At 59.9% G+C, this 25624-nt stretch carries 24 protein-coding genes; 13 read left to right on the top strand and 11 right to left on the bottom strand.

Annotated features, from left to right (window positions below; translation table 11 throughout):
* Positions 1-5: 5 nt before the first annotated feature.
* Positions 6-1154, bottom strand: coding sequence for an amine dehydrogenase large subunit (locus tag ACIP66_RS04810; RefSeq protein ID WP_400645909.1), 1149 nt, complete (start codon positions 1152-1154; stop codon positions 6-8).
* Positions 1155-1499: 345 nt separating this feature from the next.
* Here ACIP66_RS04810 and ACIP66_RS04805 point away from each other — a divergent pair, with 345 nt between their 5' ends.
* Together ACIP66_RS04805 and ACIP66_RS04800 are read left to right on the top strand one after the other, a co-directional pair.
* Positions 1500-1892, top strand: coding sequence for a c-type cytochrome (locus tag ACIP66_RS04805; protein WP_400645906.1), 393 nt, complete (start codon positions 1500-1502; stop codon positions 1890-1892).
* Entirely contained in the window at positions 1889-3379 is a 1491-nt protein-coding gene (locus ACIP66_RS04800; RefSeq protein WP_400645903.1) for an aldehyde dehydrogenase family protein, read from the top strand. The genes ACIP66_RS04805 and ACIP66_RS04800 overlap by 4 nt, the downstream gene beginning before the upstream one ends.
* 107 nt (positions 3380-3486) lie before the next feature.
* Here ACIP66_RS04800 and ACIP66_RS04795 read toward each other — a convergent pair whose 3' ends face one another.
* From ACIP66_RS04795 to ACIP66_RS04780, 4 genes are all read right to left on the bottom strand, one after another.
* Positions 3487-3684, bottom strand: coding sequence for a helix-turn-helix transcriptional regulator (locus ACIP66_RS04795; RefSeq protein WP_053119463.1), 198 nt, complete (start codon positions 3682-3684; stop codon positions 3487-3489).
* Positions 3681-4055: a hypothetical protein gene (locus tag ACIP66_RS04790; RefSeq protein WP_400645900.1), complete on the bottom strand. Its 375-nt coding sequence runs from the start codon at positions 4053-4055 to the stop codon at positions 3681-3683. Before ACIP66_RS04790 ends, ACIP66_RS04795 begins: the two co-directional genes overlap by 4 nt.
* Positions 4056-4195: 140 nt before the next feature.
* Positions 4196-4675, bottom strand: a complete 480-nt coding sequence (locus ACIP66_RS04785; RefSeq protein WP_159814508.1) for a copper chaperone PCu(A)C — start codon at positions 4673-4675, stop codon at positions 4196-4198.
* Positions 4675-5280, bottom strand: coding sequence for an SCO family protein (locus ACIP66_RS04780; protein ID WP_053119469.1), 606 nt, complete (start codon positions 5278-5280; stop codon positions 4675-4677). The genes ACIP66_RS04785 and ACIP66_RS04780 overlap by 1 nt, the downstream gene beginning before the upstream one ends.
* Before the next feature lie 327 nt (positions 5281-5607).
* On the opposite strand from ACIP66_RS04780, the gene ACIP66_RS04775 reads away from it, so the two are divergent.
* From ACIP66_RS04775 to ACIP66_RS04750, 6 genes are all read left to right on the top strand, one after another.
* Positions 5608-6588, top strand: coding sequence for a quinone oxidoreductase (locus ACIP66_RS04775; RefSeq protein WP_212549286.1), 981 nt, complete (start codon positions 5608-5610; stop codon positions 6586-6588).
* Positions 6589-6602: 14 nt separating this feature from the next.
* Positions 6603-7451 carry a TauD/TfdA dioxygenase family protein gene (locus tag ACIP66_RS04770; RefSeq protein ID WP_400645896.1) on the top strand — a complete coding sequence of 283 codons (849 nt, stop codon included), beginning with the start codon at positions 6603-6605 and terminating at the stop codon, positions 7449-7451.
* Positions 7452-7534: 83 nt separating this feature from the next.
* Positions 7535-8587, top strand: a complete 1053-nt coding sequence (locus tag ACIP66_RS04765) for a 3-keto-5-aminohexanoate cleavage protein (protein WP_053119475.1) — start codon at positions 7535-7537, stop codon at positions 8585-8587.
* Positions 8588-8679: 92 nt separating this feature from the next.
* Complete coding sequence (locus ACIP66_RS04760) at positions 8680-10008, top strand: MFS transporter (RefSeq protein ID WP_400645893.1); 1329 nt, start codon at positions 8680-8682, stop codon at positions 10006-10008.
* Positions 10005-10343 carry a Rieske (2Fe-2S) protein gene (locus ACIP66_RS04755; RefSeq protein WP_400645891.1) on the top strand — a complete coding sequence of 113 codons (339 nt, stop codon included), beginning with the start codon at positions 10005-10007 and terminating at the stop codon, positions 10341-10343. The genes ACIP66_RS04760 and ACIP66_RS04755 overlap by 4 nt, the downstream gene beginning before the upstream one ends.
* Entirely contained in the window at positions 10340-11350 is a 1011-nt protein-coding gene (locus ACIP66_RS04750; RefSeq protein WP_400645888.1) for a YeiH family protein, read from the top strand. Before ACIP66_RS04755 ends, ACIP66_RS04750 begins: the two co-directional genes overlap by 4 nt.
* Positions 11351-11411: 61 nt before the next feature.
* Here ACIP66_RS04750 and ACIP66_RS04745 read toward each other — a convergent pair whose 3' ends face one another.
* Positions 11412-12446 carry an AraC family transcriptional regulator gene (locus ACIP66_RS04745; protein ID WP_053119483.1) on the bottom strand — a complete coding sequence of 345 codons (1035 nt, stop codon included), beginning with the start codon at positions 12444-12446 and terminating at the stop codon, positions 11412-11414.
* Between the two features lie 369 nt (positions 12447-12815).
* Between ACIP66_RS04745 and ACIP66_RS04740 the strand changes: the two genes are divergently transcribed.
* From ACIP66_RS04740 to ACIP66_RS04720, 5 genes are all read left to right on the top strand, one after another.
* Positions 12816-13382 (top strand): alpha/beta hydrolase, encoded by a 567-nt coding sequence (locus ACIP66_RS04740; protein ID WP_053119485.1) that lies wholly within the window; start codon positions 12816-12818, stop codon positions 13380-13382.
* Between the two features lie 127 nt (positions 13383-13509).
* A complete protein-coding gene (locus ACIP66_RS04735; RefSeq protein WP_400645884.1) occupies positions 13510-15522 on the top strand; it encodes a DUF1302 domain-containing protein in 2013 nt (670 codons plus the stop codon).
* Between the two features lie 41 nt (positions 15523-15563).
* Positions 15564-16922, top strand: coding sequence for a DUF1329 domain-containing protein (locus tag ACIP66_RS04730; protein WP_400645881.1), 1359 nt, complete (start codon positions 15564-15566; stop codon positions 16920-16922).
* 10 nt (positions 16923-16932) lie between these two features.
* Positions 16933-18006, top strand: a complete 1074-nt coding sequence (locus ACIP66_RS04725) for a WD40/YVTN/BNR-like repeat-containing protein (RefSeq protein WP_400645878.1) — start codon at positions 16933-16935, stop codon at positions 18004-18006.
* A 30-nt stretch (positions 18007-18036) separates the two neighbouring features.
* A complete protein-coding gene (locus ACIP66_RS04720; protein WP_400645872.1) occupies positions 18037-20544 on the top strand; it encodes an RND family transporter in 2508 nt (835 codons plus the stop codon).
* On the opposite strand, the gene ACIP66_RS04715 is transcribed toward ACIP66_RS04720, so the two are convergent.
* The 5 genes from ACIP66_RS04715 to ACIP66_RS04695 form a co-directional block, all read right to left on the bottom strand.
* Entirely contained in the window at positions 20516-22954 is a 2439-nt protein-coding gene (locus ACIP66_RS04715) for a TonB-dependent siderophore receptor (RefSeq protein WP_400645870.1), read from the bottom strand. The genes ACIP66_RS04720 and ACIP66_RS04715 overlap by 29 nt on opposite strands.
* 100 nt (positions 22955-23054) lie before the next feature.
* Complete coding sequence (locus ACIP66_RS04710) at positions 23055-24023, bottom strand: FecR domain-containing protein (RefSeq protein WP_400645867.1); 969 nt, start codon at positions 24021-24023, stop codon at positions 23055-23057.
* A complete protein-coding gene (locus tag ACIP66_RS04705) occupies positions 24020-24526 on the bottom strand; it encodes a sigma-70 family RNA polymerase sigma factor (RefSeq protein ID WP_053119498.1) in 507 nt (168 codons plus the stop codon). The genes ACIP66_RS04710 and ACIP66_RS04705 overlap by 4 nt, the downstream gene beginning before the upstream one ends.
* A gap of 111 nt (positions 24527-24637) precedes the next feature.
* Complete coding sequence (locus ACIP66_RS04700; RefSeq protein ID WP_212549295.1) at positions 24638-25375, bottom strand: Fic family protein; 738 nt, start codon at positions 25373-25375, stop codon at positions 24638-24640.
* Positions 25372-25623, bottom strand: coding sequence for a hypothetical protein (locus ACIP66_RS04695; RefSeq protein WP_159814535.1), 252 nt, complete (start codon positions 25621-25623; stop codon positions 25372-25374). Before ACIP66_RS04695 ends, ACIP66_RS04700 begins: the two co-directional genes overlap by 4 nt.
* Position 25624: the final 1 nt, after the last annotated feature.

Genomic DNA, 25624 nt, shown 5'->3' with positions numbered 1-25624 from the left:
CCTCCTCAGTAGCTCATGACTTGCGTCGCGGTTTTCGCGACTTTCGGCATGCTCGATTGAAGCTTGTTGGTGCTCAGATCGAAGACCTGCAAACCGCCCTCGACGTCAGCGCCGAGCAGCAACGGTTTGTCGTCGCCGGTGGCTTGCAGGCTCCAGACCGGTGTCGGTGCTTCGAGGGTCGCAACCTTCTTGCCGGTCTTGATATCGAAGGCCCAGATCAGCGTGCTCGGGTCTTCCCACTTCATTGCTTCGTGGGCGTCATGCATCAGCACGTACAGGCGATCGAGCTTCGGTGCGACCGCCATCAACTGCCAGCCGCCGGGGGCCCAACCGGTTTTCTTTTCGGCGTCATTGACCAGCGACCACGCCGGCAGAATCTTCGGCGCGTCGCTGGCGAAATCGACCGGGCGCACAGTGCCGGTGGTGGTGACGAAGTAGTAGGTGTCGCCGACGTTGACCGCGCGCTCGTTGAGCTTCTCGGCGTTCGGGTCGAAGAACGGCGTGCGGCTGCGCGCGGTTTCCTGGCCCTGATCATTGAGGGTGACCACTTGCAGGCTGCCGTCGCCGCACAACGAGGCGAAACGGCGGTTGCCAACCGGGTAATTGAGCACGCAACCGGGGATGGCGATTTCGCTGCTGACCGCGTGGGACTGGGTGTCGACCACGGTCACCGAAGTCGATGGGGTGAAGTTGTAGACGTACACGAAGCGGTCATCGCCGCTCGGTTTCAGGCCGTAGCGCTGGGTCAGGGATTCGGCGCGTTTGCTTGGAATCACCACTTCCCACGAGGGCGACAGCGTCGAGGTGTCCCACGCGGTGAGCACGTCGGTGCGGGTGCCGCGAGTGCCGCGCGAGTAGAACAAGTCGGCGCTGTACAGGGTTTTGCGGTCGTGGCTCAGAGCCGATGGCGCGGCAAAACCGGTCGGCACCATGCCGAGGATTTTCTTCTTGTCGGGATCGACCACGGTGACGCGGCCCATCACGAAACTTTCGAATTCGACGTCGACCACATAAGCGCGGTGCGCTTCGGGCGGGAACGCCAGCGTGGTCTGGCCGATGGTGTCGGGCGGCAGATCGGCATGGGCGCTGTTCAAGCCGAGCATCAGCAGGCTCAAGCCCAGCGCTGACGGTACGGTGATCCGGTTGGTTCGCATTGAAGGGGGACTCCCTGACTGGTGCCCTGAAAAGTGGGTGCCAGTGGATTCTGCCTCTGCGGCGAAACCGGGGAATTGCTGTGTCTGCCAAGTGCTTGTGTGTCTGTGCCAGTCGCAATTGGCAGCCTTGCCAACACGACTGGCAGGCAGGGCAAAACCTGCTTTGGCGGCAGGCCAGACAATTCCCATCAGCTCCCGTCGCCACCAATCCCTGTAGGAGCTGAGCTTGCTCGCGAAAGCGGTGTGTCAGGCAACCCCTGTTCTGAATGTGCTGACGTCTTCGCGAGCAAGCTCGGCTCCTACAGGGATTGGTGTGTATTCACTGTTTTTTTGGATGTGTCTTCTATGTCCCTGCTCAAATTCGCCTGTGCTTCGTTGTTTTCTCTGACACTCGCCCAAGCCGCTGTCGCCGCCGATTGCGCGGCGGATTCATCCCACGGCGCACAAATTTTCAACACCGAATGCGGCGTCTGCCACGCGGTTAAAAAAGACGTCACCGGCATGATGGGTCCCAACCTTAACGGCGTGATCGGGCGCAAATCCGGCTCGCTGGCAGGCTTCAGCTATTCCCAGGCGATGCGCAACAAAGACGTCACCTGGCAGGCCGAGACCATCGCCGAACTGATCACCCAACCCCAGGCCTACGTGCCCGGCACCTACATGCCCTACATGGGCCTGGCCTCGAAAGATGACCGTGAGGCCGTGGTGTGTTTCCTCAAATCCAAGGAGGCTTTATGAGCAACGTTGCAATGCTGTCGCAAGTCGCGGCGTTCATTGATCGTCGACATGGCTGCTTTATCGATGGCCAGTGGCAATTCGCTGACGGGCCGACGATTGCCGTGGTCGATCCGGCCACCGGCCAGACCTTGTGCGAAACCCTCGATGCGCCCGCCGAATTGGTCGAGCGCGCGGTGCAGTCTTCGCACGCGGCGTTCAAGTCTGGCGTGTGGTCGGGGCTGCGCCCGGCCGATCGCGAGCGCATCCTGCTGAATTTCACCCGCCTGGTCGAGGAGCACGGCGAAGAGCTGGCGCAACTGGAAACCCTCAGCCAGGGCAAGTCGATCAACATGGCCCGCGCGCTGGACGTCAACGCCACGGTGGAATTCATGCGCTATATGTCGGGCTGGGCGACCAAGATCGAAGGGCAGACCTTCGACGTGTCGATTCCGCTGCCGCCGGGAACAAAATTCACCACGTTCACCAAACGCGAACCGGTGGGTGTGGTGGTCGGCATCGTGCCGTGGAATTTTCCATTGATGATCGCCGCGTGGAAGTTAATGCCGGCGCTGGCCACCGGTTGCACGGTGCTGATCAAACCGGCGATGGAAACCCCGCTGACCGCGATGCGTCTGGCTGAACTGGCACTGGAGGCAGGTATTCCGGCAGGCGTGTTCAACGTGGTCACGGGCGGCGGCGCTTCGGTCGGCGGCGCGCTGACGGCGCATCCACTGGTGAGCAAGGTGTCGTTCACCGGTTCGACGGCGGTGGGCAAAACCGTTGGTGTCGCGTGCATGGCCAACATGACCCGTTTTGCGCTGGAACTGGGCGGCAAGAACCCGATGATTCTGCTGGCGGATGCCGATGTTGAAAAAGCCATTCAAGGCGCGATTCTCGGTGGCTTGCTGAACAACGGTCAGGTGTGCGCGGCGGCGTCGCGCTTCTATATGCATCGTTCGATTCACGACCAGTTTGTCGAAGGTCTCGCGGCAGTGGTTTCGGCCATGTCGATTGGCGCGGGGATGAACTGCGAGGCAGCGATTAATCCGCTGGTGTCACGCAAGCAGCAACAGAGCGTGCTCAAGCACATCGAACTGGCCAAGCGTGAAGGCGCGCGGGTGGTGTGTGGCGGTGAGCTGCTGGAAGGCGAGGGTTTCTACGTGCAGCCGACGGTGCTGGCGGATGTCGATCACAGCATGGCCGTGGCCCGTGAAGAAGTGTTCGGCCCGGTGTTGGCGGTGATTGCGTTTGATGATGAAGACGCGATGATCGAGTTGGCCAATGACAATCCGTATGGTTTGGCCGCGAGTTTGTGGACGAACGATTTGAGCAAGGCGATGAACCTGGTGCCGCGTATCGAAGCGGGCACGGTGTGGGTGAATGCGCATGTGCTGCTGGATCCGGCGATGCCGTTTGGCGGGGTCAAGCAATCGGGGATGGGGCGCGAGTTTGGCAGAACGGTGATCGAGGCCTACACCGAACTAAAATCCGTGTGCATCGCCCACTGACATCAAACCCTGTAGGAGCTGCGGCACGCTGCGATCTTTTGATCCTGCTTCTTGAAAATCAAAATCAAGAGATCGCAGCGTGCCGCAGCTCCTACAGGGGGATCGGGTCAGGCTTCACCGTCGTTGAAGATGCTTTCTATGGGCATTTCGAATGCGCGGGCAATCTGGAATGCCAGCGGCAAACTCGGATCGTAGCGTTCGTTTTCGATCGCATTGATGGTCTGCCGCGACACGTTCAAGCGTTCTGCCAGATCAACCTGCGACCACTTGCGCTCGGCGCGCAGTGCCTTCAGACGGTTTTTCATTGGTAACGACGCCGCGCAATCTGCAGCCCAACAATCCACATCAGCCCCATCACCGGCCACACGCATGTCCACGGAATGTGCGGCGCGCCGACGTTTTCCAGAAACCCGTAACTGAAGGTCAGCAGTGCCGAGGCGGCGAAGGCAAAACCGAGGGCTTCAAACTGGATGCGCAGATGCATTTCATCCATGCGCCGCATGTTGCGCACGATGGCCCAGCACATCAGACCTGCCGGAATGATCGGGGTCAGGGCCACCAAGGATCGCAGAAAAATGTTGGCGTCCAGCAGGGATTGGCTGGCGATCAGGGAAAGGCTCAACACCAGCACGTAGAGAACCGATGCGGCGCCCATTTCGAGGTAGTAGCGGTTCATTATTCACTTCCTATGTAAAAGACCCTTTACATCCTCGCCGAAGAATTTGCCGATGTAAAGCACGCTTTCCATTAGCTCAAAAAAAACGGGACGGCATGATCGTTGATCAGGCCGCCCCGCAGGTGTTTCAGTCAGTCAGATCAGTGCATTTTGCTGTGATCGTGACCTTCCATGTTGGTCAGCGAGCGAACCGGTGCTTTGACCTCGAGGGTTTCTTTCTCGCCCTTGGCGTTCTCGACGGTCAGGGTCAGCGGCACGGTTTCGCCTTCTTTCAGCTGCGCGCTCAGGCCCATCAGCATCACGTGGTAGCCGTTCGGATCAAGCTTTACGGCTTTGCCGGCCGGCAGTTCGACGAACTTCACCGGGCCCATGCTCATGACGTCATTCTTCATGGTCATTTCGTGGATCTGCACGTCTTTGGCGATCGGTGTGGCGACGCTGAGCAGCTTGCTGTCGCTGTCGGCGGTAACGGTCATGAACGCGCCGCTGGCGGTCTGGGTCGGCACGGTGGCGCGAACCCAGGCATCGTCGACTTTGGTCTGCGCGGAGGCCTGAAACGCCAGGCCCATCAGCGACAGGGCAATCGCAGCACGTTTGATGTTGTTCAGAACAGGGTGCATCAGCAAACCTCCATAACGGTAAGCAAGTCTTCCGTGCATTCTTCTGCCGAAAGCGAGGTGGACAGGCCCAGGCGCAGGCCGCCACGGGAGTCGTAGACGTAACTGGTCGACGTGTGCGAGATGGTGTAGGTGTCGCCGGCCGGGACTTTCTCGTAGAACACGTCGAATTCCTTGGCCGTGGCCTTGGTTTCTTCAACGGTGCCGTACAGCGCGACGAAGCTCGGGTCGAAGGCTTTCATGTAGGCGTCGAGGATTTCTGGCGTGTCACGTTCGGGGTCGAGGGTGATGAAGATCACCTGCAAGCGATCGCCGTCCTTGCCCATCAGTTTCTTGATTTTCGCCGCGCGGGCGAGGGTGGTGGGGCAGACCGCCGGGCATTGAGTGAAGCCGAAGAAGATCATCGGCATCATGCCGCGAAAGCTCGACAGCGACATGGTTTCGCCGTCGGTGTTCTTCAGCTTGAAAGTGCGTCCCAGGATCTTGTCGCTCAGATCTTTGCCGTACTTGTACGACAGTTCGCCGCGGGTGTCGCAGCCGGCGAGCAGGCCGAGCCCGAGTACGCCCATTCCCGCAAGCACCTTGCGGCGAGTCAACAAAGCCGTCATCTAATACCGCCTTTTGCAGCCCGCCCGTCGACAGGACGGGCGGTGGTTAACCGTAAAAGCGGCGCATGATACCAAACTGACGGCAACGACCGGCTCCGGATCGCCGTACGGCGTAGGATCTGGCGACAAAAGGTGTAAGAAAAAGTGACCGGTAGCGCGTGAGCGTCAGAGAGGGCGGCCCGTCGGACGCCTGTTTGTCTTGCCACCCGTTGTCATCAAATGAAAAGCCATTGTCGCCTGATGCGAAGCGATTGCCTGGCGCGCGACCTAGAGTCAGGTCAACGCCAATCGAGCGATACGCCCAACCTTGCAGGGAGAATAAGAAAAATGGCCAAAGCAGTGCGCTTCTACGAATCCGGTGATCCCGACGTGCTTCGCTATGAAGATGTCGACGTTGGCGATCCCGGCCCCGGCCAGGTGCGTCTTCGTCATGTAGCAGTGGGCCTCAATTACGCCGACACCTACTTTCGCAACGGCACTTACCCGATCCCGCTGCCTAACGGCATGGGCGTTGAAGCCTCCGGCGTGGTGCAGGCCATCGGCGAGGGCGTGAGCAATGTGCGGGTGGGCGATCGTGTCACTTACACCGGGTTTCTCAACACCCTCGGCGCCTACAGCACTGAGCGTCTGATATCCGCCGCTCCGCTGATCAAACTGCCGGAAACCATCAGTTTCGAGACGGCTGCCGCGATGACCATGCGCGGGCTGACCTCGGCTTACTTGATGCGGCGTATCCACAATTTCAAAGCGGGCGACAGTATCTTGCTCCACGCTGCTGCCGGTGGCGTCGGTCTGATCGTTTCGCAGTGGGCCAAGTTGCTCGGGCTCACGGTCATCGGCACCGTCTCCACCGAGGCCAAAGGCGAAATCGCCCGTGCCCATGGCTGCGACCATGTGATCAATTACAGCCACCAAGACGTCGCGCAACAGGTTCGCGAATTGACCGACGGCGTTGGCGTCAACGTGGTGTTCGACAGTGTTGGCAAGAACACCTTCATGGGCTCGCTGGACTCGCTCAAACGTCGCGGTCTGATGGTGTGCGTCGGTACGGCTTCCGGGCCGATTCCGCCGGTCGATCCGATGTTGCTGGCAATGAAGGGCTCGCTGTTCATGACCCGCCCGGCATTGGCTGACTACATCGCCGACCCTGAGGAAAAAGCCGCGCTCGCTGGCGAGCTGTTCGACCTGGTCGGCAGTGGCCGGATCAAGATCGAAATCAACCAGCACTACGCGTTGCAGGATGCCGTTCAGGCCCACCGTGACCTGGAATCGCGCAAGACCACCGGCTCATCGATTTTCGTCATCTGAAGGAGTCGTCAGCCATGAGAGTCGAACAACTGACGTGCAGCATTGGCGCCGAGCTTGAGGGCATCAGCCTTGCCGACGCGGTACATGACGACGGTCTTTTTGCCGAAATTCGCGCGCAATTGCTCAAGCACCGCGTGTTGTTCCTGCGTAATCAGGACATCAGCCGTGCCGATCACGTGGCCTTTGCCCGGCGCTTCGGTGAGCTTGAAGATCACCCGATGGTTGGCAGCGATCCGGATCATCCCGGGCTGGTGCGGATCTACAAGAGCCCGGAGCATCCGCCGGAACGCTATGAAAACTCGTGGCACACCGACGCCACTTGGCGTGAGGCGCCGCCGATGGGTTGTGTCTTGCGCTGTGTCGAATGTCCGCCGGTGGGCGGCGACACCATGTGGGCCAATATGGTCGAGGCGTATGCGCGCTTGCCGGAAGACGTGAAGATCAAGATTGCCGATCTGCGTGCCCGGCACAGCATCGAAGCCAGCTTCGGTGCCGCGCTGCCGATCGAAAGACGCCTGGCGCTTAGAGCGACATACCCCGATGCCGAGCATCCGGTGGTGCGCACGCATCCGGACACGCTGGAAAAAGTGCTGTTCGTCAACGCCTTCACCACACACTTCAGCAATTACCACACCCCCGCTCGGGTGCGATTCGGCCAGGACGCCAACCCCGGCGCAAGTGAGTTGCTGCGCTACCTGATCAGCCAGGCGTACATCCCGGAGTACCAGGTGCGCTGGCGCTGGAAACCCAACAGCATTGCGATCTGGGACAACCGCAGCACCCAGCATTACGCCGTGATGGATTACCCGTTGTGCCATCGCAAGATGGAGCGTGCCGGGATCGTCGGCGACAAGACTTACTGATCGACCCTTACTGCATTCGCACTCGAAAACGCCAGCCAGGTGCGAACCCGGCTGCGCGGACAATCATAAAAAAGGAGTACCCCATGCAATTTCTCGACGATTCCCTGCACCCGGAAAACATGGAAAAAGTGGTGATCACCGTGGCCCCGTATGGCCCCGAGTGGATGCCGGAAGATTTCCCCGAAGACATCCCGCTGACCATGGATGAACAGGTGCAGAAAGCGGTCGATTGCTACGAGGCGGGCGCCACTGTCTTGCACCTGCATGTGCGTGAACTCGACGGCAAGGGTTCCAAGCGTCTGTCGAAATTCAATGAGCTGATTGCCGGTGTGCGCGAAGCGGTGCCGGACATGATTATCCAGGTCGGCGGTTCGATTTCCTTCGCCCCGGAAAGCGATGGTGAAGCTGCCAAGTGGCTGTCCGATGACACCCGGCATATGCTCGCGGAACTGACACCGAAACCGGATCAGGTCACGGTGGCGATCAACACCACCCAGATGAACATCATGGAGTTGCTGTACCCGGAATACCTTGCAGGCACCTCGCTGGACAACCCGGCCATTCATGCCGCATACAGCGAAATGACCGTGCCGGCCGGCCCGGCCTGGGTCGCCGAACATTTGCGCCGGTTGATGGCCGCAGGCGTCCAGCCACACTTTCAACTGACCGGCATGCATGCCTTGGAAACCCTGATGCGTCTGGTGCGCAGCGGTGTGTACATGGGCCCGCTGAACCTCACCTGGATCGGCATCGGCGGTGGTTTCGACGGGCCGAACCCGTTCAACTTCTTCAACTTTATCCATCGCGTGCCGGACGCTTGCACCCTGACGTCCGAGTCGTTACTCAAGAACGTGCTGCCGTTCAACACCATGGCGTTGGCGATGGGCTTGCATCCGCGGGTCGGCAATGAAGACACGATCATTGATCACAAGGGCGATCGCTTCGGGTCGGTGCAACAGATTCAGCAGACCGTGCGCATTGCCCATGAACTGGGGCGCGAGATTGCTACCGGCAAGGAAGCCCGCGAGATTTATCGCATTGGCGTGGCGTATCAGAGCATCGAAGAAACCTTGTTGGCCAACGGCATGGCGCCCAACCGCAAGGCCGGGCAAAAAGGTCTGCCGCAACGCGGCTGACTGAACCGGGCGAGGGGCCGCTGGCCTCTCGTTCGTTGCGTTACCCCAACAGCTCGATAACAACAAATACAACAAAGTTTCGAGGAGGCTGCATGGCCTATCACCCCAGCGCCAGCGATGACGACGATAACGACGTCGGTGTTGCGCGCACATATGCCTGGATCGTTTTTGCCCTGACGTTCGGCTTGTTGATTTCCGATTACATGTCGCGTCAGGTACTCAACGCGGTGTTTCCGATGCTCAAGGTCGAGTGGGCCTTGAGCGACAGTCAACTGGGCTTGCTCAGTGGCATCGTCGCGTTGATGGTCGGGTTGCTGACCTTTCCGCTGTCGCTGCTGGCCGACCGTTTTGGTCGGGTGAGAAGTCTGGCCTTTATGGCTTTTCTGTGGAGCGTGGCCACACTGGGTTGCGCGGTGGCGCAGGACTATCCGCAGATGTTCATTGCGCGGTTTATGGTCGGTGTCGGCGAGGCGGCTTACGGCAGCGTCGGCATCGCCGTGGTGATTTCGGTGTTTCCCAAACACATGCGCGCCACCCTCGCCAGCGCGTTTATGGCCGGTGGTATGTTCGGCTCGGTGCTGGGCATGGCGTTGGGTGGGGTGATCGCTGCGAAGATGGGGTGGCGCTGGTCGTTCGCCGGCATGGCGTTGTTCGGTCTGGTGCTGGCGCTGCTGTACCCGCTGATCGTCAAGCAGGCGCGGATTGCGCCGCAGTGCGCAACCCGTGCGGCGAGTAAAGCCGCGGCGGCGATCAAGCGTCCGCTGAGCACCTTGTATTCCAGTCGCTCGGTGGTGGCGACGTACATCGGCAGTGGTTTGCAGTTGTTCGTCTGCGGCACGGTGATCGTCTGGATGCCCAGTTACCTCAACCGTTATTACGCCATGGGCACCGACAAGGCCGGTGCGGTGGCGGCGGTCATTGTGTTGTGCAGCGGCGCGGGAATGATTGTCTGCGGGATGATCAGTGATCGGCTGTGCCGTCATGCGCCTGAGCGCAAAGTCGCATTGGCCATCGCTTATTGCCTGGGCAGTTGCTTGCTGCTTTCGGCGGCCTTCGCCTTGCCGGCTGGGCCCGCGCAATTGCTGCTGATCGGCCTGGGCATGTTGATCGCCACGGGCACCACCGGACCTGCCGGGGCGATGGTTGCCAACCTGACGCATTACTCGGTGCACGGCACAGCTTTCGCCACACTGACCCTGGCCAATAACCTGCTGGGGCTGGCGCCCGGGCCCTTCATCACCGGCAAATTGTCCGATCTGATCGGCCTGCACGCAGCTTTTCAATTCGTACCGCTGGTGAGTATCGCGGCCGCCGCAGTGTTCTTCTACGCGCGCAGTCATTACCTCAAAGACATTGCCCGGCTGACGGGCGAACGCGTCAGCGACCCGGTCAATGAAATCGCCTGCGAGGTGAAAGTATGAGTCGTCTTCCTGCATTGCGCGTTGCTGTACCAGACAACAAGTGCCCGCCGAGAGGAGGGCGGTCACTGTTTGAGTTCGCCGATAAAAGCCTGGCACTGTTCAACGTCGACGGTGAGTTGCTGGCCATCGACGACAGCTGTCCCCATCAGGGTGCATCGCTGTGTGGCGGTCGGCTGGAGGGCCAGGTCATTCAGTGTTGCGCGCATGGTTTGCGCTTCGATCTGCGCAGCGGCTATTTGCTCAATTCGAAGCAGGTCAAAGTCACACGCTACCCGGTTGAAGTCATTGATGGTCAGGCGTTTATCGTCCTCGCTTCCGAGGAGTCTATGGCATGAGTACCGTTGCGCTTATCCGTATTCATAGCCAGACACGCGAGTTGGCACCGGGGTTTATCGTCAGCCTGATCGTCGCCGCAGCCGCTTCGTTTTTGTCCGAGCATTACGGTGCGCCGGTGATGCTGTTCGCGTTGCTGCTGGGCATGGCGCTGAATTTTCTGGCCGGTGATGGCGTGTGCAAGGCCGGCATCGAATTCACTGCGCGCACGGTGTTGCGCATTGGCGTGGCGTTGCTGGGTATGCGCATCACCCTTGAGCAAATTGCCGCGCTGGGCTGGAAGCCTGTGGCACTGGTGGTGTTTTTGGTGGTGGTGACCATTGGCGTGTCAGTGGTGGCCGCGAAGGCGTTGGGCTTTCAGCGCTTGTTCGGCATGCTCACCGGCGGCGCCACGGCAATTTGTGGCGCCTCGGCGGCGTTGGCGCTGGCGGCGGCGCTGCCGCATCACCCGCAGAAAGAGCGGGCCACGCTGTTCACGGTCATCGGCGTTTCGGCGTTGTCGACCACGGCGATGATTGTCTACCCGATGATTGCCAAGTGGCTGGAACTCTCGCCGCAAGTGGCGGGCGTGTTTTTGGGCGCGACCATTCATGACGTCGCCCAGGTGGTGGGTGCCGGTTACAGCTTGTCGACGGAAACCGGTGACACCGCCACGGTGGTGAAATTGATGCGCGTGGCCATGCTGTTGCCGGTGATTGTCTGCGCGGCGATGGTCACGCGTTTGCAGGGGGCTGATACGTCAGGGAAACGCCCGCCATTGCTGCCTTGGTTTGCCGTCGGTTTTCTGCTGCTGGCCTGTATCAACAGCACCGGTTGGGTAGCGCCGGCAGTGCAAGGCGCGGTCAATGAGCTGTCGCGCTGGAGCCTGGTGATTTCCATCAGCGCACTGGGCATGAAGACACAGCTCAAGGAGCTGGCCGCCGTTGGCATCAAACCGATTTTGCTGATGGTCGGGGAGACCGTGTTTCTCGCGGTGCTGGTGCTTCTGGTGATGCACTGGGGTTTCTAAGGTAAGGCAGGCCGCACCGTGCTGACTCGTCGGCCCGGTGCGGTAGTTAAACCGGTGCCAATTACACCGGTTTTTTCGCGGCGACTGTACCAGCAGTCGCCGTTTTTTTTGCCCGCCAGGTGGCGGGCGGCATGTCGAACTGGGTAATGAACCAGCGGGTGAAGGAGCTGGCCATCGAGTAGCCGAGCAAGTCGGCGATGCGGCTCAGCGAGTAGTTGGGATTTTCCAAGTAGCGCAACACCAGATCACGTCGCACTTCATTGATCACATCGTTGAAAGCACAGCCGTCGTCCTTGAGGCGACGTTGCAGCGTGCGCACGTTCATGCCTTGGGTCTGAGCAATTTGCTCGATGGTGGCGCGGCCCATCGGCAACAACAGATAGATAGCCTTGCGCACTTCAAGCAGCAGCGAATGGCTTTCATGGCCTTGCAGAGAATCCAGATAACTCTGCGCATAGCGCGCCATGGCCGGGTCGGCGTTAGGGTTGGTGACGTCGAGGCTGGCATCGGAACAGACGATGCCGTTGAACTCGCTGCCGAACTCCAGCGTGCAGCCGAACAGGCGTCGATGCAGTTGCAGATTATCGGGCGCCTGATGCGTGAAGTTGACGCTGTAGGGATGCCAGTGCGTACCGAGCAACGCCGAGCACAGACGGAACATCACGCCGATGGCCAACTCGGTGGCCTGTCGGCTGGGCATCGGCGTTTGCGTGACCACTTCTTCGCGAATGATCACCATCTTGCCGGCCTCTTCAACAAAGATCGCCAGTGAGTCATTCATCAAGTGCCGGTATTGCACAACCACCTGCAGGGCGTCACGCAGCGTGCGCTGATGGCTGAGCAGCAAACTGACCACGCCGAAATCTGAAAGCTGACGGGATTCGGCCATGCTCAGGCCGAACGTCTGGCAGCCGCTGGCGGCCGCCGAGTCTTCCAGCAGCCGCACCGCCGAATCAATCGGAATGCGCTGCTCGGGCGCCAGCAGCTGTGCTTTGCTCAGGCCGACCGCCGCCAGTACATCACGCGGATTGAAGCCAAGGTATTGCGTGACCTCCAGGTAGTTGGTCAGGACAGCGGCGCGAACAAGCGTGGGCATGCTGGGTTCTTTCCTGGTTCGATAACGATAAGGAAGTACTGGGTGACTATATCCAGAGCATCTGCAATTGAACAGTTGCGACAGCGGCTGTGTTAACGCTGTCGCAAAGTCGTGAACAGCGATCCGTGTAGGAGCTGCCGAAGGCTGCGATCTTTTGATGTTGTCTTTCAAAAACAAGATCAAAAGATCGCAGCCTGCGGCAGCTCCTACGGGGGCGGCATCCGTCCGGCGGAGGAAATTCTGTCATCAAAAGAAAAGTGCCTGACGTCCAATGAAAAGCACCCCGGCCGAGCGCTCTTTAATGTCGACACAACAAAAAGATTCTGGCGATACAGCCAGTCGAGTCATCGAGACAGCGAAGGTGTTGACGTGGACAAATTGCAGACTGCCGCAACCGTTCTGATCGTACCCGGCCTGCGCGAGCATGTGGCCGAACATTGGCAGACGCTGCTTGAGGCGCGCCTGGAAAAAGTCCGCAGTGTGCCGCCGCTGACCACCGACAAACTCGACCTCGCTGCGCGCATTCGAGCGATTCAACAGACACTGGAGCAGATCGACGGCCCGGTGATTCTGGTCGCCCACAGCGCCGGCGTGTTGATGGTGGCGCACTGGGCGGCGCAGCACTCGCGTGCAATCAAAGGTGCATTGCTGGCGACGCCACCGGATCTCGATGCTCACTGGCCGGCGGGCTACCCGTCGCCCCAGACCCTGCAAGCGCAGGGCTGGAACCCTCTACCCCGTGGCCCATTACCGTTTCGCAGTGTGGTCGCCGCCAGCACTAACGATCACCTCGCCAGCCTCGAAGCCGTCACCCACCTCGCCGAAGGCTGGGGCGCTGAGCTGCGCTCGTTGGGAGCTGTGGGTCATCTCAACCCGGCCGCCGGTTTTGGCGCGTGGCCGGACGCCGAACTGTTGATCCAGGAACTGGATCGTTGATTCAGACGCCGGCTGGCTGAACGCCTGCCGGCACTTGCCCTCATTTCTGAAAACGTCTTCCCGCACACCGGGAAAGCGCGAGGGCGGCTGCGCTTAAAAACAACTACAAAAAAGCGGAGAAGACACGATGCACATCACCAAGCGCCATGGGCTTGCGCCTTCGCGTTACACCTTGCTGGCCTCGGCCATGCTGGCCGCAGCGCTACCGAGCGCCCATGCGGTCGAGATCGATACGGGCAACCCGGACTGGACGGCGCGGCTGGATAACACCGTCAAATACAACTACGGCGTACGCACCGAAAGTGCCGACAAACGGATGTTGGCCACGCCGAACAACAACGACGGCGATTACAACTTCCGCAAGGCCGGCACCAACATCAGCAACCGTATCGACCTGCTGACCGAGATGGACGTGGTCTACAAAAACTCGATGGGCTTTCGCGTCAGTGCGGCCAGTTGGTACGACCAGGCCTATGAAAATACCGGCTCCAATTCCAATCCTTTCGTCAATGGCAACGACGCACGATCGGGTCTGGTCGCCAATGACCCACGCCTGGCCGGTGTGACTCAAGACAACGTCGGCAACGGCAGCCCGCACCTGAGTCGCTACGCCCAGCGTTATTACACCGGGCCTTCCGGGGAAATTCTCGATGCTTTTGTGTTTTACAACACGGAAGTCGGCGAGCAATCGCTGCTGAGCCTCAAGGCCGGGCAACACAACGTGTTCTGGGGCGAAACGCTGCTCAACCCGGTGCATTCGGTCAGCTACGGCCAGTCCGGGCTGGATCTGGCGAAACTGTCGGCGTCGCCCGGCACTGAAGCCAAGGAGCTGTTCGTCCCGCGCAAGCAATTATCGACGTCGTTCACCGTCAACCCTGAGCTGACGCTGGGTGCTCAGTACTTTCTTGATTGGGACGCTGCTCGCTTGCCGGAGGCCGGCACTTATTACGGCGGCTCCGATCTGGTTGGTTTCGGTGCGCAGTCTTTTCTGCTCGGCAACACCAATGGCGTGGTGCCCGGCAGCCCGCTGGGCTGCGGCGTCGCTCCGTGCAACGGCCTGACCAATGTGCGTCGCGGGCATGACCTGACGCCGGGCAGCAGTGGTGACTGGGGCGTTATGGCCAAGTGGTCGCCTGCGTGGCTCGATGGCACGCTCGGCTTTTACTACCGCAAGACCTCCGACATTCTCCCTCAAGCCTGGTTGAACGCCACCGGCCTGACATCGCTGAATGCCAACGGCAGCCGCCCGGCGGGGCAGGTGCCGGGCGTCGTCAACATCCTCAACTCATTGAGCACCAGCAGTTACCAACTGGCGTACGCCGACAACATTCAGATTTTCGGCCTGAGTTTGTCCAAGGACGTGGGCGGAGTGAGCGTCGGCTCGGATCTCAATATCCGGCACAACATGCCACTGGCGAGCATTCCGGCGATTGTCAGCTCGACCAGTCCTGCGGGGTTGGGCGCAGGTTTAGGGCTGTTGCCGGCACGCACCGCCGAGACAGGCGTGATCTACGACACGCCAAGCCGTGGCGACAGCATGAGCGCCACGGGTGACACGCTGCACTGGACGCTGAATGGTTTGATGTCACTGCCGAAGACGCCGCTGTTCGATTCGGCAACCCTGCTCTCCGAGCTGTACTACAGCAATCTGCTCAAGCTCGATGACAAGAACAAAGCGCTCTACAAAGGCGAGGACAGTTATCGCGGCATCGACGCGCCCACCCGGGATAACTGGGGCATCGCGATCAACTTTACGCCGACCTGGTACCAGGTGCTGCCGGGTGTTGATTTGAATATGCCGCTGTCGATCAACGCCGGTCTGGCCGGGGTGTCGCCGGTGTCCGGTGGCGGTGCGAAAAACACCGGTAACTATGCGGTCGGCCTCGGTGCCGTGGCGTACAACAAATACTTCATCGACCTCAAATACGTCGACGCTTTCGGCAAGACCGACAAGTGCGACACCAGCGGCCTGAGCACCGGCGCCGACCAGGCCGGCAAAGGCGATGGTTCGACACCCAACGCGTTCAGTGGCAACCAGAACTACGCCTGTTACGGCGGCGGCTACTCGGCGTTTTCTGGTGGCGGCGCGACCACGGCTGACCGTGGCGCCGTGTACCTGACGATGAAAACCACCTTCTGATTCAACCTTGGCTCAAGTCTCACAGACAGGAGAACCACACAATGAAATTCGTCCATACAATGCTCGCCGTTTCACTGACCATGGCGATCGCCGCGCAAGCGCAGGCCGCCGTTTCGGCGCAGGATGCGGCCAAACTGGGCAATAACCTCACCCTGGTCGGCGCGGAAAAAGCCGCCAATGCCGACGGTTCGATACCCGCTTATACAGGCGGGCTGACCACACCGCCGGCCACCTACAAAACCGGCGACAGCATGCGCCCGGATCCTTTCGCTGACGAGAAACCGCTGCTGGTGATCGATGGCAAGAACGTGGATCAGTACAAGGGTGAGCTCTCGGCGACGGCGGTCGAACTGGCCAAGCGTTTTGCCACGTTTCACATCAATGTCTACCCGACGCACCGCACCGTCTCGCTGCCTAAAGCGGTGCTGGACAACGGTGTGAAAAATGCCACGGGCGCCAAGTCGCTCGAAGGTGGTCTGGCCATCGACAATGTTCTGCCGGGTGTACCGTTTCCGATTCCGCAATCGGGCAACGAAGCGATGTGGAATTTCCTGCTGCGCTATCAGGGCGTCAACATCAGCTCAAAATACGACTCATGGAATGTCGACGCTGCCGGGGTTGCCAGTCTGGCTATCACCGGGCAGGCGTTCATCTCCTACCCGATCTATGAAAACCTCGCGCAACCGATCAGCAGCGCTGACGTGTATTACCAGATGAAGCTGACGTACACCGGCCCGGCGCGCCGTGCGGGTGAAGCGATGATGCTCAAGGACGCCGCCAACCCGTTGCAACAACCGCGTCGCGCCTGGCAATACCTGCCGGGGCAGCGCAGGGTCAAACTGGCGCCGAACCTGGCGTACGACACGCCGAACCCGGGCACTGCCGGTGCGGGTACCTATGACGATGTGTTCGTGTTCAACGGTGCACTGGATCGCTACGACTGGAAGCTGGTCGGCAAGCAGGAAATGATCGTGCCGTACAACACCTACAAACTGACCTATGCCCAGGATCCCAAGGCGTTGACCACCGCCAATCATGTGGCGCCTGACTACGTGCGTTGGGAGAAGCACCGGGTCTGGGTGGTGGAAGGCAATCTCAAGCCCGGCGCCCGGCACATCTATCAGAAACGCCGCTTCTATCTCGATGAGGACAGCTGGACAGCGCTGGCCTCCGACCAATATGACGCCCGTGGACAGCTTTATCGCGGCTCGTTTGCCTTTCTCAGCCAGAGCTACGACAAACAGGTGCCGGACTCGACCCCTTTCATGATCTACGACCTGGTCGGCGGCACCTACAACATCAACGGCGTCGTAGGGCCTTACGGCGGCATCAAGTACATCGATCCGCTTTCGAAGGCGCAATGGTCGTCGGAGTCGTTGGCCGGCAGCGGTATTCGCTAGAGGGCGCGGTATGCATTGGCAGAAAAAGTACGGCGGTGTGACGCTCGGCATGTGCCTGCTGCTGTTGCAGGGCGTCGCCCGCGCGGACGGCTATTTCGATGTGCTGGATCAGCCTGCCAGGGTCAGTGCCCTGGCAGCCAGCAGTGCGCTGTCCGGCGTGGCCCGGGCAGGGGCACGACTGGTTGCTGTCGGCCAGCGCGGGCACATCGTTTACTCCGATGACGGCGGCCAGCATTGGCAACAGGCCGCCGTGCCGGTGAGCTGCGACCTCACGGCGGTGAATTTTTCTTCGCCGTCACAAGGCTGGGCGGTCGGTAACGACGGGGTGATTTTGCACAGCAGCGACGGCGGGGTGACGTGGCGCAAACAGCTCGACGGGCGCCAGATCGGCCCGTTGCTGATCGAGCACTATCAGGCACTGGCCCGCGCTGAACCGGCTAACGAGCAATGGCCGTTGCTGGTTGCTGAAGGCCGGCGGCAGGTGGAGCAGGGCGCGGATAAACCGTTGCTCGACGTCTGGTTTGCCAATGATCAACTCGGCTATGCGGTCGGTGTCTTCAACCTGATCCTGCGCACCACGGACGGTGGCAAACACTGGATGCCGTTTCAGGATCGCACCGACAACCCGCAGGGTTTTCACCTCAATGCGATTGCCGCCACGGGGGATGCTTTGTACATCGCCGGCGAGCAGGGGCTGTTGCGTAAATGGGACGCAGCGCAACAGCGCTTCGTCGCCGTGCCCACACCCTATCAGGGCAGTTTTTTCGGCGTGCTTGGCAAGCCGGGTGAAGTGATTGCTTACGGACTGCGCGGCAACCTTTTGCGCAGTACCGATGGCGGACGCAACTGGATCGCGCAGGACAGTGGCTTGCACACGAGCATTACCGCCGGGCTTGTCGACACTGACGGGCATTACCGGTTGTTCACTCAGGGCGGGCAGATGCTGGTCAGCCAGGGCAATGGTGCGCAGTTGCAATGGCGGCATGAGCCCGAACCGTTACCGGTGACCGGCGCAGCACAGACGGCCGATGGCGCGATGCTGGTCGTTGGTACCCGTGGTGCTTCGACACTGCGCAAAGAATAAGAAAACAACCCTAAAGGCGAGAACCCGGATATGGGCAATATCGAACAAGACAGCATGCCGGTGATCCGTGATGTACGTGATTTTGAGTGCAACTCCGGCAGTCGGCTGGAGCGCATGGTGTTCAATTTTCGCCCGCTGTTCATGTTGCTGATGGCCATGATCACCGTGGTGCTCGGTTACATGGCCGTCACCCGTCTGGAGCTGAAACCGAGCTTCGAAAAAATGATCCCGCAGAGTCAGCCGTACATTCAGAACTACCTCGAGAATCGGCAGGCGCTGCGTGGTCTTGGCAACTCGGTGCGGGTAGTGGTCGAGAACACCCGGGGCGATATTTTCGATCCTGCCTATCTGGACGTGCTCAAACAGGTCAACGATCAGTTGTTCCTCACGGCAGGCGTCGACCGCGCCTGGATGAAGTCGTTGTGGAGCCCGGCGGTACGCTGGACGGAGGTCACCGAAGAAGGCTTTCAGGGCGGCCCGGTGATGCCCGACGCCTATCAGGGCACCCCCGAGCAAATCGAGCAGTTGCGCCAGAACATCTCCCGCGCCGGCATCATCGGCAGTCTGGTGGCGAGTGATTTGAAGTCGAGCATGCTCGTGGTGCCGTTGCTGGACAAGGCTGGCGCCGGTGCTCAGCCAATCAACTACCGTGACTTCTCGCAGATGCTGGAAGAGCAATTGCGCGACAAGATCGAATTCGCCGGTGACAGCGCCGCGCGTAAGGCCGGCAAGGAGGGCGATGGCCCTTACAAAGTGCGCGTAATCGGCTTTGCCAAGCTGATGGGCGACCTGATCGATGGCCTGATTCAGGTGATGATGTTCTTCGCGCTAGCGGTAGTCACATCGCTGTTCATCATTTATCTCTACACCCGGTGTGTGCGCAGTACTTTGCTGGTGGTGGGTTGCTCGTTGGTCGCAGTGGTCTGGCAACTGGGCCTTGTCGCGTGGCTGGGTTATGCCATCGATCCATACTCGGTGCTGGTGCCGTTTCTGATCTTTGCCATCGGCGTATCCCACGCCGCGCAAAAAATGAACGGCATCATGCAGGACATCGCCCGGGGCACGCACAAACTGGTCGCCGCGCGCTATACCTTTCGCCGCTTGTTCATCGCCGGCGTCACTGCGTTGTTGGCGGATGCTGTCGGGTTTGCCGTGCTGATGCTGATCGACATTCCGGTGATCAAGGATCTGGCGATCACCGCCAGCATCGGTGTCGCGGTGTTGATCTTTACCTCGTTGCTGCTGATGCCGGTGGCGCTGTCCTATGTCGGCGTGGGCGCGAAGGCTGCCGAACGTGCGCTGAAAATCGATACCCGCGCTGACCGCCACAAAGGTTTCGGCAGGTTATGGGACTGTCTCGACCGCTTCACCAGCGCCAAGTGGGCGACGGGCGCGGTGCTGGTGGCGGTGCTGATGGGGATCGGCGGATTCGCGATCAGCCTGCACCTGAAAGTCGGTGACCTGGAAAGCGGTGCGCCTGAACTGCGTGCCGACTCCCGCTACAACCGCGATAACGCCTGGATCACTGCGCATTACGCACTGTCCAGCGACCTGTTCGCGGTGATGATCAAGACCCCGCCCGAGGGCTGCCTGAGTTACAAAACACTGATCCTCGCCGATCGGCTGGCGTGGGAACTGCAACAGTCTTCGGGGGTACAGGCCACTGTTTCGCTGGTCAACGCGGTTCGGCAGATCACCGCCGGTACCTATGAGGGCAACCCGAAACTCAGCAGCATCCAGCGCAATCAAGATGTCCTCAACTATGCCGCGCAGCAGGCTTCGGTTAACTCGCCAGAACTGTTCAACACCGATTGCTCGGTGATGCCGGTGATTGCTTTTCTCAAGGATCACAAGGCCGAGACCCTCGACGAGGTGGTCGCGATTGCCGACCGCTTTGCCCGCGAGAACAGCAGCGTCGAGCGTCAGTTTTTGCTGGCAGCGGGCAGTGCCGGCATCGAGGCGGCGACCAATATCGTCGTGCGCGAAGCCAATCGCACCATGCTGCTGTACGTGTACGCCGCCGTCACATTGTTCTGTCTGGTGACCTTCCGCAGTTGGCGCGCGACGCTGGTGGCGTTGTTGCCGCTGGTGCTGACGTCGATTTTGTGTGAAGCGCTGATGGTGGTCATGGGCATTGGCGTGAAAGTCGCGACGTTGCCAGTGATCGCTTTGGGCGTGGGCATTGGCGTCGATTACGCGCTGTACCTGCTCAGCGTGCAGTTGCACTATCAGCGTCAAGGTCTGCCGTTATCCGCAGCATATCGCAACGCCGTGGCGTTCACCGGGCGCGTGGTGGGCCTGGTCGGGATCACCTTGGCGGCAGGCGTGGTGTGCTGGGTCTGGTCGCCGATCAAGTTTCAGGCGGACATGGGGATTTTGCTGACGTTCATGTTTCTGTGGAACATGCTCGGAGCACTGGTGTTGATTCCAGCGTTGTCGCATTTTCTGTTGCGCGGCGTGACGGTCAAGCAATGGGTTCAGCCGCCAACCGCTGAACCCATTGAGTGCCTTAAAACTCAGGCGTGTACTTCACGCTGAACATCACATTGCGCGGGTCGCCGAAGTTGTTGTTGCCGTTGAGCTGGTTATACGCGGAGGTGTAGTAGCGTTTGTCGAACAGGTTGTTGGCGTTCACTGCCAGGCCAATTTCCTTGCTCAACTGGTAGCCGAGGCGAGCGCTCCACACGGTGTAACCGGCCACGTCGTAGGTGTGTTCGTAACCCAGCGTATGGCTTTGCGTGGTGAAACCGAGGCCGGTGCTGACGCGTTCCCAATCGCCGCTGAACTGGTAGTCGCCCCACACGCGCAGCATGTGTTTCGGCGTCCATGTGCTGAAGACTTTGCCTTCGTTGTCCGGGTCATCGAGGTACTTGGTGGTGTTATAGGTGTAGCCGGCGAACAGTTGCAGATTGGTCAGCACTTCGCCGCTGATCTCGGCTTCAATGCCCTGGCTGCGGACTTTGCCGGCGGCGTTGGAGCAATACCAACCGTCGCAGATCATGCCCGACGCGAGGTCGTTGACGGCGCGGTTTTCCTGGTCGTAGCGGAACACGGCCAGCGAGGTGTTGACCCGGCCGTCCATCAATTCGCCTTTGAGGCCAACTTCGTAGTTGCTGCCGATCACCGGTTTCAGCATCGTGCCGCCGGCATCGCGGTTGGTCTGTGGCTCGAACACGTCGGTATAGCTGGCGTAGACCGCCCATTCGCGGCTCAGGTCATAGACGATGCCGGCGTACGGAGTGACTTCGCCGGTTTCGTTCGCGGTGCTTTCCGGCTGCTCGACCGCCGCACCGAAGGCTCTCTGTGTCGCGTACTTGTAGCTGTAGTCGTACCAACTGACGCGCGAACCGAGCACCAGGGTCAGCGAGTCGATCGGTTTGACCCGCCAACTGCCATACAAACCCTTCTGGCGAATGTCGTACTTACTCGGCGTGGCTTGGCCGCCCGGCGTATTGAGGATGCCTTCGTAGCTGATGTCCGGGCGATCGTGATCGATGTCGAAGATCGTGTCGGTGGTGTTGTTGTTAAAGGTTCGGGCGTATTTATCGTCGGAGGTGTATTTGGAATAGTTGCCGCCGAGCATCACTTCGTGGGCCATGGACAAGGCGTCGAAGTGGCCGGTGACGTTCATGTCGAGACCGAGTTTGGTCGCGTCGAAATCGGTGGCGAAATCGGCGTACTGAATGCCGCTGCCATCGGGATTGATCCCGTCGCCGCTGGTTTGCAGACGTTGACTTTTGCCCTTGTTGGTTTCGTCCCTGCGCACCGCGCCGACCTTGAACGCCCAATCGTCGTTGAAGCTGTGCTCGAGATCGGCGTACAGCGTGGTGACGTCGATGTCCAGATGGTTCCAGCGCGCGCCGCCGTAAGTCGAGCGCGGCACATTCAGCGGCTTGCCGTCGGAGTAGCGGGGCAGGCCACGGATCATCGGGCGCGACTCGCCATCGGAGTTGCTGATCGCCAGCCCAAGGGTGGTGTCGTCACGCAGGTCGAAGTCCAGTGCGCCGTACAGCGAGTGGGTTTTGCTCCATTCGTAATCGACGAACGATTGGCTCTGGTCTTCGTCGGCAACGAAGCGACCGCGCACGCTGCCCGTCGAATTCAACGGGCCACCGGCGTCCAGTTGCAGGCCGTAGTGATCCCACGAACCGGCCTTGCCGGTGATGGTCACGGTCGGCGCATTTTGCCCGCGTTTGCGCACCAGATTGATCGCGCCGCCGGGGCTGCCGGTGCCTTGCAGCAGGCCGGAAGCACCACGGAGGATTTCCACGCGGTCGAAGAAAATCAGATCCTGGGTCGCCCAGTTGCCCAAAGCGTAAGTGTTGCGTGGGATCGGCACGCCGTCGTACTGCCAGTCATCGATCTGAAAGCCGCGCGAGGTAATGATCATGCCTTTACCCACGCCCTGAACGCCGACCAGACCGGTGGTTTTGTTGACCGCGTCTTTCAGATCAACCAGATCCTGATCATCCAGCTGCTTGCGCGTCATCACGGTGATCGACTGCGGAATTTCCTTGAGCGTGTGCGTGCCTTTGCCGATGGTTACGGCGCGTGCAGCGTAAGAACCGGAGCCTTCAGTCGTGGTGCTGTCGAGGCTGCGTTCAACGATGTTGGTGGCGTCCAGTTGCAGCGAAGCGCTGTTGTCGCTGGCCGGCTCGACACTGAAGTTGCCTTGCCCCGTGACGCGCAGCTGCAAACCGCTGCCCGCGAGTGCCTTTTGCAGCGCTTGCTCGGCTGGCATCTGCCCGATCACCGCCGGCGCGCGCTTGCCCTGCACCAGCGCGGGTTCCAGCGAAATGATCTGCCCGCTCTGGCCGGCAATCGCGTTTAGCGTACTGGCGAGTGGGCCGGCCGGCAGGTTGAACGATAAGTCTTGCGCCAGCGCTGAGGTGCTCAGTGTCGCCAGAGCAACGGCTGCAGAAAGGTTACGGGGCCATGTGTTGAACACAACAATCTCCTGTTTTTGTTAAAGCGTCAGGAGATAGGTCGGATGAGAAATGAAAACCGGACACAAACAAGAATGATTTCCATAAAATATTTTTTCGCATTCATCTTTTGCTGATCATGGTCAGCCACGGGCTGTAGCGATTGATGCGGATTGGCAGGGTTTCGGCCAAGGCGTCCAGGGTTCGATCGGGGGCGTCGAGCGGGAACACGCCTTGCACGCGCAAGCCGCGCACTTCGGGGGCGACGCGCAGGAATCCGCGATGATAAGGGCGCAGTGCGTCGATCACTTGTTCGAGGGATTCATCGAGCACGTTCAAGCGGCCGTTCAACCATTCGGCGCGACCGCGTTCATCGTCGCTGGCCGAGGTGATGTTGCGCGTGGAGAGCAGCGCTGCCTGACCTTCCTTGACCACTTGCGTGGTGCCATCGAACAACCGCGCTTCGACCGAATGCTGCAACACCACCAGGCGGCTGGCGTCCGCTTCCTGAGCGACGAGGAAGCGAGTGCCCAACGCGCGCATTTCGCCCTCGGCGGTGCGTACGATCAGTGGGCGATTCGCATCCGGCGCGACATCGATCACCAGCTCGCCCCGGCGCAGGATGACCAGGCGCTGGCGGTCATTGAAACGCAGATCCACCGCGCTCTCGGCATTCAGGCTCAAGCGGCTGCCATCGGCCAGATTGAAGTTCTGCCGCTGACCGCGGGCGGTTTGCAAATCGGCCAGCAGCGATTCGCCGAGCTGAGTTTTGCTGCCCAGCAACAGACCGCCGCCAAGCAGGCCGAGACCGGCGATTACGCGCAAGGCGTCGCGCCGCGAAGCCTGTGGCTTCAACAAGACCTGACGAGCTTCGCCGGCCTGACCGGGTAAACGTTGATCCAGTGTGCGAAACGGTTTGAACGTATCGCCGAGGCGTTCCTGCAATGTGTCCCAAGCCTGACGGTGCGCGCGATCCATCAACAACCAGGCGTTGAAGCGTTCCTGCAGTCTGGCGTCGGGCGTGCCGGCGCGCAGTTTGACCATCCAGTCGATGGCCTGCTCGGTGACCGGGTCGATGCGCCGTTTGCTCATGGCGCCACCTCGCACAGATAGCACTGCAGCAAAGCCTGTTTCATGTAGCGACTGACCGTGCGCTCCGACAACCCGAGTTTCTGCGCAATCGCCACATAGCTGAGGCCATCGAGTTGGCTATAGAGGAACGTGGTTTTGACGATCAGCGGCAAGCCATCAATGGCGCGGTCAATCGCGACCAGCGCTTCGATCAGTTGCAATTGTTCTTCAGGGGAGGGCGCCAGTGCTTCGGGCAGCGTCGACAAACGCTCAAGGTAGGCCAACTCCAGCTTGCGCCGGCGATGACGATCAAACACCAGACGACGGGCAATGGTCGACAGGTAAGCGCGCGGCTGTTCGATACTGTCCGGATCAACGCGCGCCACCAGCAATTGGCAAAACGTATCGGCAACGGTGTCCTCGGCGTCCGCGTGGTTGCGCACCTGGCGATTGATATGTTGCAGCAGCCAACGGTGATGATCGCTGAAGAAAAATCCCAGCTTGCTGGACGGAGGAGAGTGCACTGGTGGGCTTTTCCAGATGTTAGTGAGAATCTCTCTCAATATTACCTGTGCCGCCAGAGACTGCGCAATGTTCCTGAAGGGCCACAAATGGGCTCTCGCACACTTCACGCTTCATTCAAGAGGTTTTGCTCTGTAAGTCTTGTAGAGTTTCTGGACTTCGGGATTATCCAGTTTTTCATAGGTGATGCCTTCCTTGTCCAAACCATCCAGTCCCTTTATCCCACCAATCATTTCCGGCCATTCGTCTCGGCTGGTGATATCCATTACGAATGGTCGAAGGTATTCATCGAGATGACCTTCGCAAGGGGCGCCAATTTCGTCACTGAGCGCGCGCAGGTAAACGTCTTTGTTTGTTTTTGACCAGTCGATTGCGAATCTGGCGCGGTAGCTCAACTCCATGTAGATGAGCAAAATCGTGCGGCCATTGCCATCAAGGAACGGGTGGGCGGACGCAAGCTGTCCCATCACCTCGCCTGGGCGATCGCGGAAGCGTTTTTTGTTTGCGGCGAGCTCCAATGCGTATTCGACTGACCTTTTGATCAGCTCGGGGCGTTCGAATACGGTATGGCGAGGATCGTCCGGTGATCCCTTGAAAACAGCCAGGTGGGGCACGAGTTCGTTCCTGTCTTTACCTGCCCAAGGGTAAAAACCGGAGAAAAGGGTTTCGTGTGTTTTAAGTACGGCTTTGTAGTCGATGGGCTTTTTCTTGGCCAGATAGGCTAGCGCGTCATCGATGCTTGCTTCAAAGGCGAGATGTTCAGATTCTTTGACTTCGAGAGGGTCTTTCAACTTAAGCGAGTTTTGTAGATAGCCTTCAGTGTCGAAATCGCCGAAGGGATCGAAAGTCATGCGCTGAGCTGCTTTTTGCTGCGCCTTTTTTCCTGAAGGTACCGGCCCTGAAGGGCCATGATTTCAGACTTGCTCAGCACGCCTTTCCTTTTCAGATTGACGAGCAATTGTTCAACGCCATCGAGTTCGACGGCATCACCTGCCAGACGCGTAATCGTCACTGCCATGCGGCTCAGGCTATCGCGATCGCCGGTAACCTTATGCGCTTTGGCGAGCTTACGAACTTCAGTGGCGACACTGTCGGTCATT

It is taken from the genome of Pseudomonas sp. NPDC088429 (assembly GCF_044753305.1).
Classification (GTDB): Bacteria; Pseudomonadota; Gammaproteobacteria; order Pseudomonadales; family Pseudomonadaceae; genus Aquipseudomonas; species Aquipseudomonas rustica.
This window is presented reverse-complemented; position numbering and strand designations above follow the sequence as displayed.